Below are 12566 nucleotides of genomic sequence, written 5' to 3'. Positions count from 1 at the left end.
AAGGGCGGCAGGCTCGGCCACACGGGCGGGGAGCGGCTCAGCTACGGGGATGGCAGTAGGGATGGCTTGGGCAGTGGTGGAGGCGGTGTCGGAAGGAGCTAAACGGCACACGGCGATGACTACGGCTGCCACGACTGAGGCTGCTGCCATCCAGGGCATCATCCGGCGCAGGATATGCGCACGAGACTTGGGGCGGGGGGCGGCATAGGCGGTAAACATGAGCCTGAAGGTGTTCCACTCGACAGGAATATCGGTGGCGGTGCGGAAAAAACGCTCCAGCGTCTGCTCTTCGCTGAGCGACGTGGTGCCCTGCATGTAACGCTCAAGAAGCCGGGCTATGGTGGCATAATCGGGATTTCTCATAAGGCTTTATCTACGTTTGTCCAATTCTTCATAAATCGCTTTGCGGGCTCTCGCCAAGAGGGTGCTGACCGACTTGGGGGCTATGCCCACGATGCGGGCTATCTCGTCGTGGCTGCGGTGCTCGACCTGACGCATGTAGAAGACCTGCTGCTGTACTGAGGGCAGGCGCCGCATCTGACTGTCGAGCCACTCGAGGTTCTCGTGGTGCTGAAGGCTGACATCGGGCTGGGCGTAAACCGAAGCGGCAAGCTGGCGGAGGGCGTCGGCAAGAGGGAGGCGGGATGACTGGCGACGGCAGGCATTGAGAGCCAGGCGACGGGCGATGGTGGCAGTGAGGGCTTCGGGCGACTCGACACGCTCCAACGCGGCAAGGAGTTGCCACAGGCGTATCATCGTGTCTTGGGCGACATCCTCGGCGCCTTCGGCATCACTTCCGGCGCCGACAGCTGCGGTGAGCGCCACCTGGCGCAGTCGCGGGACAAGGCTGATGAACTGGTTTTCGGTCATTGTACTGTGGCTTTGTTACACCAATAAGACACATAAGGCGGATGAAACCAAACGGGAATTAACATTTTTAACAATTCTGCCGACTCCACAGCAATCTGCAGAGCTACGGCGTAGCCGTCATGCAGCCGGCGGATAATGCTCCAAATCGCATGATCAAGCAGTCTGGGGCTCCATACAAAACTCAATAACGGCTGTATCATTGAAAAAAAGCGAGAGCCGCATAACCCTGAATGGGCCGGCGGCTCTCGCTTATGTTGTAATCAAGGGAAAAACCTTAGATGTTGCTGTCCTTGACGTCGATGTCGAGGATGTTCTTCTTGTTGGCCTCGATGCGCTCGTAATCCTCACGCGAACCAACGATGAGCTTGTCAAACTGGCGCAGACCTGTACCGGCGGGGATGCGGTGACCGCAGATAACGTTCTCCTTCATACCCTCGAGGCGGTCTTGCTTGCCACGGATGGCAGCCTCGTTGAGCACCTTGGTGGTCTCCTGGAACGAAGCGGCAGACATGAAGCTCTTGGTACCGAGGGCAGCACGGGTGATACCCTGGAGTATCTGGGTGGCTGTGGCCTGGACGGCATCGCGCACCTGGACGAGGCGCAGGTCGCGGCGCTTGAGGCTTGAGTTCTCGTCGCGCAGCTTGCGGAGAGTGATAATCTGACCAGCCTTGAGGTTCTCGGAGTCGCCGGCGTCGGTGACTACCTTCTTGCCCCAGATGCGGTCGTTCTCCTCGGCGAAGTCGAGTTTGTCTACGAGCTCCTGCTCAAGGAATGTGGTGTCGCCCGGGTCATTAATCTGAACCTTGCGCATCATCTGACGCACGATAATCTCGAAGTGCTTGTCATTGATCTTCACACCCTGGAGGCGGTAAACATCCTGTACCTCGTTGACGATGTACTCCTGTACGGCGGTGGGACCCTTGATGGCAAGGATGTCATTGGGAGTGATGACACCGTCGGAGAGTGGAGTTCCGGCACGCACGGCGTCGTGCTCCTGCACGAGCAGCTGCTTGCTCAGATTGACAAGATACTTATGGGGTTCGCCGTGCTTGGGCGTAACGATGATCTCGCGGTTACCACGCTTGAGCTTGCCCATAGTGACCTCGCCATCGATCTCAGAAACGACTGCGGGGTTAGAGGGGTTGCGGGCCTCGAAGAGCTCGGTAACTCGTGGGAGACCACCGGTGATGTCACCAGCACCTCCTACGGCACGTGGAATCTTAACGAGAGTGGCACCGGTAGATACCTTCTGTCCGTCTTCTACCACTACGTGACAGCCTACGGGGAAGTTGTAGGTACCGAGCACATTGCCGTCGGCGTCTAGCACATCGCAGGTAGGAACCTTGGTGTGGTCCTTGGCGTCGATGATAATCTTCTCGGAAAGACCTGTGGTATCGTCGGTCTCGGCCTTGAAGGTGACACCGTCGATGACGTCGTTGAAGCGCAGTGTACCGGCATATTCGGTAACGATGAGCGCATTGAAGGGGTCCCACTTGGCGATGAGGTCGCCCTGCTTGACGATGTCGCCGTGCTTGTTGTAGAGGATAGAACCGTAGGGCAGGTCGAGGGTAGAGAGGACGATATCGGTATTGGGGTCGATGAATCGGATCTCGCCCAGACGGCTTACGACCATACGGCAATCCTTGGACTCGTCGTCGCGGAAGGGAACGTCGCGCACCTCTTCAAACTCGATGCGGGCGTCGTTCTTGGCAACGATGCTGGCGTTGGCGGCTGCATTACCAGCCACACCACCGGCGTGGAATGTACGCAGTGTAAGCTGTGTACCAGGCTCACCGATGGCCTGAGCGGCGATGACACCGGCAGCTTCGCCCAGCTGTACCATACGCGAGGTGGCGAGGTTGCGGCCATAGCACTTGGCGCAGATACCGCGCTTGCTCTCACAGGTAAGTACGGAGCGGATCTCTACCATCTCGATGGGTGACTTCTCGATGATGTCGGCCTTCTCCTCATTGATTTCCTCACCGGCTGCGCAGATGAGCTCGCCAGTGGTGGGATGGATGATGTCATGGACAGACACACGGCCGAGGATGCGCTCGCCGAGAGAAGATACAATCTCGTCGCCATTCTTGAGCGCACGGCACTCGAGGCCACGCAGTGTACCGCAGTCTTCCTGGGTAATGATGACATCGTGAGACACGTCGACCAGACGACGGGTAAGGTAACCGGCGTCGGCAGTCTTCATGGCGGTATCGGCAAGACCCTTACGGGCACCGTGGGAAGCGATGAAGTACTCGAGCACAGACATACCCTCCTTGAAGTTGGAGAGGATAGGATTCTCAATAATCTGAGCGCCCTCGGCACCGGCCTTCTGGGGCTTGGCCATCAGACCACGCATACCGGAGAGCTGCTTGATCTGGTCCTGAGAACCACGGGCTCCGGAATCGAGCATCATGTATACGGCGTTGAAGCCCTGGTCGGCTTCGGTCATTTCCTTCATCAGAACATCACCCAACTCGTCGTTGACGTGGGTCCAGGCATCGATAACCTGGTTGTAACGCTCGTTGTCGGTGATGAAACCCATGTTATAGTTGTTGGTAATCTCCTCGACCTCGCGCTGTCCCTTCTCTACGATAGCCTCCTTCTCTACAGGGATGATGATATCGTCGAGGTTGAACGACAGACCGGCTACATAGGACATGTGGTAACCCAGGTTCTTGATGCCGTCAAGGAAGGCGCAGGCGCGAGCCATACCGACTGCCTTGATAACGCGGGCGATGATGCCACGGAGTGACTTCTTGGAGATGATTTCATTGACGAAGCCCAATTCATCGGGGATAATCTGATTGACTACCACGCGGCCAACAGAGGTCTCGACAATATGCTTGACGGGCTGACCCTCAACGATATCGTCGACGAGCACCTTAACAGGAGCGTGAAGGTCGCACTTGCCGTCGTTGTAGGCGATGATGGCCTCTTCGGGACCGTAGAAGCTCAGGCCCTCGCCCTTGGCTCCGGGACGGAGCTTGGTGATATAGTAGAGACCGAGCACCATGTCCTGAGAAGGCACGGTGATAGGAGCGCCGTTGGCAGGGTTGAGGATGTTGTGGCTCTGGAGCATCAGTATCTGTGCCTCGAGTACAGCCTCGTTGCTCAAGGGAAGGTGGACAGCCATCTGGTCACCGTCGAAGTCGGCGTTGAACGCAGTACATGCCAGCGGGTGGAGCTGGATGGCTTTGCCCTCGATGAGCTTGGGCTGGAAGGCCTGGATACCCAGACGGTGCAGTGTAGGAGCACGGTTGAGGAGCACGGGGTGACCCTTCATGACATTCTCGAGGATGTCCCAGATGACGGGCTCACGACGGTCTACTATCTTCTTGGCGCTCTTGACAGTCTTGACGATGCCACGCTCGATGAGCTTGCGGATGATAAATGGTTTGTAGAGCTCGGCAGCCATCAGCTTGGGCAAACCGCACTCTCCCATCTTAAGTTCAGGACCAACGACGATAACCGAACGCGCTGAATAGTCGACACGCTTACCGAGAAGGTTCTGACGGAAGCGGCCCTGCTTACCCTTGAGTGAGTCGGAGAGTGACTTGAGCGGACGGTTGCTCTCGCTCTTCACGGCACTGGCCTTGCGAGAGTTGTCGAAGAGAGAGTCGACAGCCTCCTGGAGCATACGCTTCTCGTTGCGGAGAATCACCTCGGGAGCCTTGATTTCGACGAGTCTCTTCAGACGGTTGTTGCGGATGATGACACGACGGTAGAGGTCGTTGAGGTCGGATGTGGCAAAGCGGCCACCGTCGAGAGGTACGAGCGGACGAAGCTCGGGGGGGATGACGGGAAGTATCTTCATAATCATCCACTCGGGCTTGTTGACCTCCTTGGACGAGCGGAAAGCCTCGACAACCTGCAGGCGCTTCAGAGCCTCGGTCTTGCGCTGCTGGCTGGAGTCATTGTTGGCTCGGTCGCGCAGCTCGTAAGAGATAGAGTCGAGGTCGAGGTCGGTAAGGAGGTCGCGGATAGCCTCGGCACCCATCTTGGCGATGAACTTGTTGGGATCATCGTCGGGGAGAAGCTGGTTGTTGGGGTCGAGCTGAGTATCGAGAATGTTCAGATACTCGTCTTCGGTGAGAAGATCCATGCGGTGAGAACCGTTGATCTCGAGTCCGTCTTTGTCGGTGCGGCCCTCAAAGGCTCCGGGCTTGATGACGATATACTTCTCGTAGTAGACTACAGCGTCGAGCTTCTTGGTAGGCATTCCGAGCAGATAGCCAATCTTGTTGGGCAGTGAACGGAAATACCAGATATGTGCGATGGGCACTACCAGTTCGATATGACCTGAGCGCTCGCGGCGTACCTTCTTCTCGGTAACCTCGACACCGCATCGGTCGCAGACGATACCCTTGTAGCGTATGCGCTTGTACTTGCCGCAGGCGCACTCATAGTCCTTGGTAGGACCGAAGATGCGCTCGCAGAAGAGTCCGTCACGCTCTGGCTTATAGGTACGATAGTTAATCGTCTCTGGTTTGGTAACCTCGCCAAACGAATTTTCCAGGATTTCTTCGGGAGAAGCCAATCCGATGGTAATCTTCGTAAAATTATTCTTTATTTTTGTATCTTTCTTAAAAGCCATTGTCTTGAAATAATTAAGGGTTCTCGTTTAATCAAGTTTGATACTCAAACCAAGACCACGGAGTTCGTGGAGAAGTACGTTGAGTGACTCGGGGATACCGGGAGTAGGCATGGCATCGCCCTTGACGATAGCCTCGTAAGCCTTGGAACGTCCTACGACGTCATCACTCTTGATGGTCAGAATCTCCTGGAGCACATGGCTTGCACCGAATGCCTCAAGAGCCCAAACCTCCATCTCTCCGAAACGCTGACCACCAAACTGGGCTTTACCACCGAGTGGCTGCTGGGTAATCAAGCTGTACGGACCGATAGAACGAGCGTGCATCTTGTCTTCTACCATGTGGCCGAGCTTCAAGAAGTAGGTCATACCGATGGTAGCGGGCTGGTCGAACTTCTCGCCGGTCTCACCATCATATATATAGGTAGAGCAGAGGCGGGGCAGACCTGCCTTGTCGGTCCACTCGGAGAGGTCGTTGAGCTTGGCACCGTCGAAGATAGGAGTGGCAAACTTGACACCGAGCTTCTTACCGGCAGCACCGAGGATGGCCTCGAAGATCTGACCGAGGTTCATACGAGAGGGCACACCCATAGGGTTGAGCACCAGGTCTACAGGACGTCCGTCCTCGAGGAAAGGCATATCCTCGGCACGTACGACCTTGGAAACGATACCCTTGTTACCGTGACGACCGGCGAGCTTGTCGCCCACCTGAATCTTACGCTTCTTGGCGATATAGACCTTGGCCATCTGCAGGATGCCTGAAGGCAGCTCGTCGCCAATGGTGATGGCAAACTTGCGGCGCTTCAGCTCGGCATCGAGCTGCTTGTACTTGCGGATATAGTTCATGATGAGCTTCTGGATAAGGCCGTCGGTATGCTCGTCGCCAGTCCAGCCATTGCTCTGGATGCCGTCGTACTCGAGGTTCTTCAGCGCAGTAGCGGTGAAGGTAGAACCCTTGGAGATGATTTCGGCACCGGTATAGTCCTTGATACCCTCACACTTCTTGTCTTCGGTGAGTTCAAGGAGCTTGTCAACGAGGATATCTTTCAGGTCCTCATTCTTTGCCTCGTATTCCTCGTCAATCTTGGCCAGAACAATCTTGTCCTGCTTCTTGGACTCACGAGTCTTGATGGCACGAGAGAAGAGCTTCTTGTCGATAACCACACCGCTGAGTGATGGATTGGCCTTGAGTGAAGAGTCCTTCACATCGCCGGCCTTGTCGCCGAAGATGGCGCGCAGCAGCTTCTCCTCGGGTGAGGGGTCGCTCTCGCCCTTGGGCGAAATCTTACCGATGAGTACATCGCCTGGCTCTACGCGGGCTCCGACGCGGATAACACCGTTCTCGTCAAGGTCCTTGGTAGCCTCTTCGCTCACATTGGGGATATCAGAGGTAAACTCTTCCACACCACGCTTGGTCTCACGCACGTCGAGTGAATACTCGTCGACATGTACGGAAGTGAGCACATCCTCACTTACCAGGCGCTCAGAGATAACGACGGCGTCCTCATAGTTGTAACCCTTCCATGGCACGTAGGCTACGAGCAGGTTGCGACCCAGGGCCAGCTCACCATTCTCGGTGGCATAACCCTCGGTGAGGATATCACCGGCTTTCACACGCTGACCCTTGTCGCAGATAGGACGAAGGTCGATGGTCATATTCTGGTTGGTACGACGGAACTTGGGAATGCGATACTCCTTGAGAGCAGGCTCGAAGCTGACAAAGTCTTCCTCCTCGGTGCGGTCGTAGAGAATACGGATGGTGGTGGCGTCAACATACTCGATGACACCGTCGCCCTCGGCGGTAATCATGGTGCGCGAGTCCTCGCAGACCTTCTTCTCCAGACCGGTACCTACGATAGGTGCATCGTTGTGGAGCAATGGCACTGCCTGGCGCATCATGTTACATCCCATCAGCGCACGGTGACCGTCATCGTGCTCGAGGAAAGGAATAAGACCTGCTGAAACAGAAGCAATCTGCTGGGGAGCAACGTCCATGTAATCTACCTGGGTAGGAGCAACTACTGGATAGTCGGCATCCTGACGGCACTTTACAACCTTGCGGATGAAGTTGCCCTCGGGAGTAAGGGGCGCATTGCCCTGACCGATAATCTTGGCCTCCTCCTCCTCTGCGGTAAGGTATACCACGTCCTTGTTGTCCATGTCGGCCTTGCCGTCAACAATCTTACGGTAAGGTGTAACGATGAAGCCGAGGTCGTTAATCTTGGCATACAGACAGAGTGATGAAATAAGACCGATGTTAGGACCTTCAGGACTCTCGATAGGACACAGACGGCCGTAGTGAGTATAGTGTACGTCTCGAACCTCGAAACCGGCACGCTCACGAGAAAGTCCGCCAGGACCAAGGGCCGAAAGACGACGCTTGTGGGTAACCTCGGCAAGGGGGTTGGTCTGGTCCATAAACTGGCTCAGAGGGTTGGTACCGAAGAATGAATTGATAACGCTCGAGATGGTCTTGGCGTTAATCAGGTCGGTAGGAGTAAACACTTCATTGTCGCGAACGTTCATGCGCTCACGGATGGTACGGGCCATACGGGCAAGACCGATAGAGAACTGGTTGGCCAACTGCTCGCCTACCGTGCGTACACGGCGGTTGCTCAGGTGGTCGATATCGTCAACGGTAGCATTGGAGTTGACGAGCTGGATGAGATATTTGATAATCTCGATGATATCTTCCTTGGTAAGCACGCGGACATCAGACTCGGTGTTCAGGCCCAACTTCTTGTTGATACGATAGCGGCCCACCTCGCCCAAGTCGTAACGCTTGTCAGAGAAGAACAGATTCTGGAATACTTCCTTGGCACTGGCATCATCGGCAGGGTCAGCATTACGCAGCTGGCGATAGATGTAGAGCACGGCCTCCTTCTCAGAGTTAGAGGGGTCTTTGGCCAAAGTGTTGAAGATGATAGAATACTTGTTACCGGCTTCGGCATCCTTGTGCAGGAGAATGCTCTGAGCTCCACTTTCCAGAATCTCAGGTATCATCTCCTCGGTGATGACAGTCTCGCGCTCAACGATAACCTCCGAACGGTCGATAGATACTACTTCACCAGTATCTTCGTCCACGAAGTCCTCGTTCCAGCGAGTCACCACGCTACCGGCAACCTTGCGGCCTACGCAGGCCTTGAGGTTCTTCTTGTTGACCTTTACCTCCTCGGCAAGGTCGAAGATGCGCAGAATGTCCTTATCGCTTTCATAACCGATGGCACGCAGCAGTGTCGTAACAGGCAATTTCTTCTTACGGTCGATATATGCATACATTACATTATTTATATCGGTCGCAAACTCAATCCAAGAACCCTTGAATGGAATGATACGTGCGCTGTAAAGCACAGTACCGTTGGCATGCACACCCTGACCGAAGAATACACCCGGTGAACGGTGCAGCTGGGCAACTACCACGCGCTCAGCACCGTTGATAACGAATGTACCGTTGCTTGTCATGTAAGGAATGGTACCGAGGAACACGTCCTGGATGACGGTTCCGAAATCCTCGTGGTCGGGGTCGGTACAAAACAGCTTCATCTTAGCCTTCAAAGGCACACTATATGTAAGGCCACGCTCCAGACACTCGTCTATGGTGTAACGCGGCGGATCAATATAGTAATCCAAGAACTCAAGAACGAAGTTATTGCGAGTATCGGTGATAGGGAAGTTCTCAGCGAACACCTTATACAGACCGTCATTCTTGCGTTCTTCAGGCGGAGTTTCCAACTGTAAAAAGTCCTTGAAAGACTTCAACTGCACATCGAGAAAATCCGGGAAAGGGTACGGATTATGCACGCTGGCAAAATTTACTCTGTTATCGACAATTTTTGTAGCCATAAATGAATTAAATGATCTGTTATAAAAGCCCGAAAGAGCGGGCTGGGCATCAGCGTCTATAGAAAGACACAAAAAGGTTAGGACTCACCGACTGGGCAAATCCTAACCATATTTAAGAGAAAACTGAGTTCTTATTACTTGAGCTCTACCTTAGCGCCAGCTTCCTCGATAGCCTTCTTCAGGTTCTCAGCCTCTTCCTTAGAGAGACCTTCCTTAACTGTAGCAGGAGCAGCGTCTACGAGATCCTTAGCCTCTTTCAGACCAAGACCGCAAGCCTCCTTAACAGCCTTAACTACCTGGAGCTTTGTAGCACCTACCTCAGCGAGGACAACATCGAAAGATGTCTTCTCCTCAGCTGCGGCTGCACCAGCAGCAGCAGGACCAGCAGCAACAGCAACAGCTGCAGCTGCGGGCTCAATACCGTACTCGTCCTTCAGGACTGTTGCCAACTCATTTACTTCCTTAACAGTAAGATTTACTAATTCTTCTGCAATAGCTTTAATGTCTGCCATTTTATTCTAAATTTTAATTGTTCTTGTAATAAATATATCTTTGACTTTATGTAATTGTAATTGTTACATTGCAATTATTATTCAGGACGCTCGCCTAAAGTCTTGAGCACACCGTGGATGGTGTTTGCGCCTGACTGAAGAGCAGAAACAACGTTCTTGGCGGGAGACTGAAGCAAAGCAACAATATCTGCGATAACTTCGTTCTTGCTCTTGATAGCCACGAGTTCCTCGAGCTGGTTGGCTCCGAAGAAACCCTCCTCTGCGTAAGCAGCCTTAAGTGCGGGGATACCCTCTTTGGTATATTCCTTAAGCAACTTGGCAGGTACATTCGCTGTGTGAGCGAAGAGGACGGCGGTGCTACCCTTCAGGCTACCGTAGAGCTCAGAGAAATCAATCTCAGACTCTTCCATTGCCTTGTGGAGAAGGGTGTTCTTCACAACGACCATCTTGATTTCACTCTTGAAGCACTGGCGACGGAAATCACTGGTCTTCTCAGCATTCAATCCTGTTACGTCAACAAGATAGAAATGGGGATATTCCTTGAGTTTCTGTCCAAGCTCTGCTATAATAGTATCTTTAAGTTCTTTCTTCATTGTACAAAACTTTTAGAGTTATTCAACTGATTTAGGATCAATCTTGATACCCTTACTCATAGTGCTTGAAATAAAGATACTCTTGATATATGTACCTTTAGCAGCAGCAGGCTTCAACTTGATAACGGTCTGGATAAACTCCTTAGCGTTACCATAAATCTGCTCGGCGGTCATATTAACCTTACCGATAGAGGTGTGGATGATACCAGCCTTATCTACCTTGAAGTCAATCTTACCCTGCTTAACGTCCTTAACTGCCTTAGCAACATCCATAGTTACAGTACCGCTCTTGGGGTTAGGCATAAGACCACGAGGACCGAGTACACGGCCGAGGGGACCTACTTTACCCATGCAAGAGGGCATTGTGATGATGACATCGATATCTGTCCATCCGCCTTTGATCTTCTCGATATATTCATCAAGACCAACGTAGTCGGCACCTGCCTCCTTGGCAGCTGCTTCCTGATCGGGAGTACAGAGGGCGAGTACACGCGTAACCTTACCTGTTCCGTTAGGAAGAGATACTACGCCACGAACCATCTGGTTTGCCTTACGGGGGTCAACACCAAGACGAACGTCCACGTCAACAGAAGCCTCAAACTTGGTAGTGGTAATTTCCTTTACCAGCTCTGTAGCCTCCTTGAGTGTGTACATCTTCCCTGCTTCAACCTTCTCAGCGACTGATTTTTGATTTTTTGTCAGTTTACTCATCTTTAATTGAAGTTTTTAAATTATTCTCCAGGGAAGTCCCCTTTTACAGTGATACCCATACTGCGAGCAGTACCGGCAACAAGTCTCATAGCGCTCTCGATAGTGAAACAGTTCAAGTCAGCCATCTTGTCTTCGGCGATAGCCTTTACCTGATCCCAGGTTACGGTTGCCACCTTCTGACGGTTGGGCTGGGCTGAACCACTCTTTACCTTGGCCACCTCTTTCAACTGCACAGCTGCGGGAGGAGTCTTGATAATAAAGCTGAAAGACTTGTCTGTATAATAAGTGATAACAACAGGAAGTATCTTACCTGCCTTATCCTGGGTTCTGGCGTTGAACTCTTTGCAGAATCCCATAATGTTGATACCCTTAGAACCCAAAGCAGGACCTACGGGTGGTGAAGGATTCGCAGCGCCACCTTTAATCTGTAATTTGATTAATCCAGCAACTTCTTTAGCCATTTTTGTTAATAATTGATTTTTTGTTAATTATCAGTCTGAAGAGTGGAAGCCTCTCGACTTGTTAGGAAGACACACCGTAACAATATGCGCCTATCCTTCTTTTTCTACTTGCATGAAATTCAACTCAAGCGGTGTCTTGCGTCCGAAGATTTTCACCATAACCTTGAGCTTGCGCTTTTCGGTGTTCACCTCTTCGATGATACCGGTAAATCCGCTGAAAGGACCGTCGGTAACCTTGACAACCTCGTTTACCTCGTAAGGGATATTTACGTCTGCGGCAAACTCAGCTTCCTCAGCAGCACCGAGCATACGGTTGATATCGCTCTGGGGAACAGGTGAGGGATTGTCAAGACCTCCGAGGAAACCTAAACAGTTGGGCATAAAGCGCAAAGTATGTGCAACATCACCGATGAGTGTTGCCTGCACAAAAACATATCCTGGCAGAGAGATTTTTTCCTTCTCCACGCGACGACCGTTACGCTGAGAATATGTCTTCTCTGTAGGAATAAGTACCTGAGCTACATTAGCACTGAGCAAATCGTTGTGTTTGATTTCGGCCTCAATATATTCTTTGAGCTTGGCCTCCTTGCCACTAACGGCGCGCAGTACATACCAATTCATTCCAGTTTCTGCCATTGTTACCTTTAATTAGGATAGATGGTAGTCATCACAAAACGGAAAAAACTATCCATTGCGAAAACAACAAGAGCCACCACAACAGAAGCAGACAGCACAACAACAGCGCTATGCGTCAGCTCAGCGTATGACGGCCAAGTGGTCTTATGTACAAGTTCGTTATAACAAGCCTTGCAATAATTTCCTATTTTCTTAAACATATATTTTTTATTTTTGCACGGGTTGGAGGGCTCGAACCCCCGACACCTGGTTTTGGAGACCAGTGCTCTACCAACTGAGCTAAACCCGTAAGAAAGTCTCCGCAACCGCAGCTGCGGAGACTTGTATTTAGTTTTTCAACTAATTCTCT

9 protein-coding genes, 1 tRNA gene and 1 pseudogene are annotated in these 12566 nt (G+C 52.5%); all 11 read right to left on the bottom strand.

Annotation, left to right across the window (positions count from 1 at the left end; genetic code table 11):
* A pseudogene (locus CIK94_RS11295) lies at window positions 1-363 on the bottom strand (hypothetical protein); the annotation flags it as partial.
* A gap of 6 nt (window positions 364-369) precedes the next feature.
* Window positions 370-870 carry an RNA polymerase sigma factor gene (locus CIK94_RS11290; RefSeq protein ID WP_094387052.1) on the bottom strand — a complete coding sequence of 167 codons (501 nt, stop codon included), beginning with the start codon at window positions 868-870 and terminating at the stop codon, window positions 370-372.
* 274 nt (window positions 871-1144) lie between these two features.
* Window positions 1145-5464, bottom strand: a complete 4320-nt coding sequence (gene rpoC, locus CIK94_RS11285) for a DNA-directed RNA polymerase subunit beta' (protein ID WP_094388686.1) — start codon at window positions 5462-5464, stop codon at window positions 1145-1147.
* 27 nt (window positions 5465-5491) lie between these two features.
* A complete protein-coding gene (gene rpoB / locus CIK94_RS11280) occupies window positions 5492-9304 on the bottom strand; it encodes a DNA-directed RNA polymerase subunit beta (RefSeq protein ID WP_022309503.1) in 3813 nt (1270 codons plus the stop codon).
* Window positions 9305-9438: 134 nt separating this feature from the next.
* Entirely contained in the window at window positions 9439-9816 is a 378-nt protein-coding gene (gene rplL / locus CIK94_RS11275; protein ID WP_094387054.1) for a 50S ribosomal protein L7/L12, read from the bottom strand.
* A 77-nt stretch (window positions 9817-9893) separates the two neighbouring features.
* On the bottom strand, window positions 9894-10409 hold the full coding sequence (gene rplJ / locus CIK94_RS11270) for a 50S ribosomal protein L10 (RefSeq protein ID WP_022309505.1): 516 nt from the start codon (window positions 10407-10409) through the stop codon (window positions 9894-9896).
* An 18-nt stretch (window positions 10410-10427) separates the two neighbouring features.
* Window positions 10428-11120, bottom strand: coding sequence for a 50S ribosomal protein L1 (gene rplA / locus CIK94_RS11265; protein WP_022309506.1), 693 nt, complete (start codon window positions 11118-11120; stop codon window positions 10428-10430).
* A gap of 20 nt (window positions 11121-11140) precedes the next feature.
* On the bottom strand, window positions 11141-11581 hold the full coding sequence (gene rplK / locus CIK94_RS11260; protein ID WP_022309507.1) for a 50S ribosomal protein L11: 441 nt from the start codon (window positions 11579-11581) through the stop codon (window positions 11141-11143).
* Between the two features lie 90 nt (window positions 11582-11671).
* Window positions 11672-12217, bottom strand: a complete 546-nt coding sequence (gene nusG / locus CIK94_RS11255) for a transcription termination/antitermination protein NusG (RefSeq protein WP_094387055.1) — start codon at window positions 12215-12217, stop codon at window positions 11672-11674.
* An 8-nt stretch (window positions 12218-12225) separates the two neighbouring features.
* A complete protein-coding gene (secE, locus tag CIK94_RS11250; protein ID WP_022309509.1) occupies window positions 12226-12417 on the bottom strand; it encodes a preprotein translocase subunit SecE in 192 nt (63 codons plus the stop codon).
* Window positions 12418-12433: 16 nt separating this feature from the next.
* A tRNA-Trp gene (locus CIK94_RS11245) sits at window positions 12434-12506 on the bottom strand.
* Window positions 12507-12566: the final 60 nt, after the last annotated feature.

Origin of the sequence: Prevotella sp. P4-51 (assembly GCF_002251455.1) — a bacterium.
In the GTDB taxonomy this organism is placed as follows: domain Bacteria; phylum Bacteroidota; class Bacteroidia; order Bacteroidales; family Bacteroidaceae; genus Prevotella.
This window is presented reverse-complemented; position numbering and strand designations above follow the sequence as displayed.

Coding starts and splice junctions, on each gene's coding strand:
- CIK94_RS11290 (WP_094387052.1), bottom strand. CDS start 870: ATGACCGAAAACCAGTTCATCAGCCTTGTCCCGCGACTGCGCCAGGTG.
- rplJ (WP_022309505.1), bottom strand. CDS start 10,409: ATGAAGAAAGAACTTAAAGATACTATTATAGCAGAGCTTGGACAGAAA.
- rplK (WP_022309507.1), bottom strand. CDS start 11,581: ATGGCTAAAGAAGTTGCTGGATTAATCAAATTACAGATTAAAGGTGGC.
- rplA (WP_022309506.1), bottom strand. CDS start 11,120: ATGAGTAAACTGACAAAAAATCAAAAATCAGTCGCTGAGAAGGTTGAA.
- secE (WP_022309509.1), bottom strand. CDS start 12,417: ATGTTTAAGAAAATAGGAAATTATTGCAAGGCTTGTTATAACGAACTT.
- nusG (WP_094387055.1), bottom strand. CDS start 12,217: ATGGCAGAAACTGGAATGAATTGGTATGTACTGCGCGCCGTTAGTGGC.
- rplL (WP_094387054.1), bottom strand. CDS start 9,816: ATGGCAGACATTAAAGCTATTGCAGAAGAATTAGTAAATCTTACTGTT.
- rpoC (WP_094388686.1), bottom strand. CDS start 5,464: ATGGCTTTTAAGAAAGATACAAAAATAAAGAATAATTTTACGAAGATT.
- rpoB (WP_022309503.1), bottom strand. CDS start 9,304: ATGGCTACAAAAATTGTCGATAACAGAGTAAATTTTGCCAGCGTGCAT.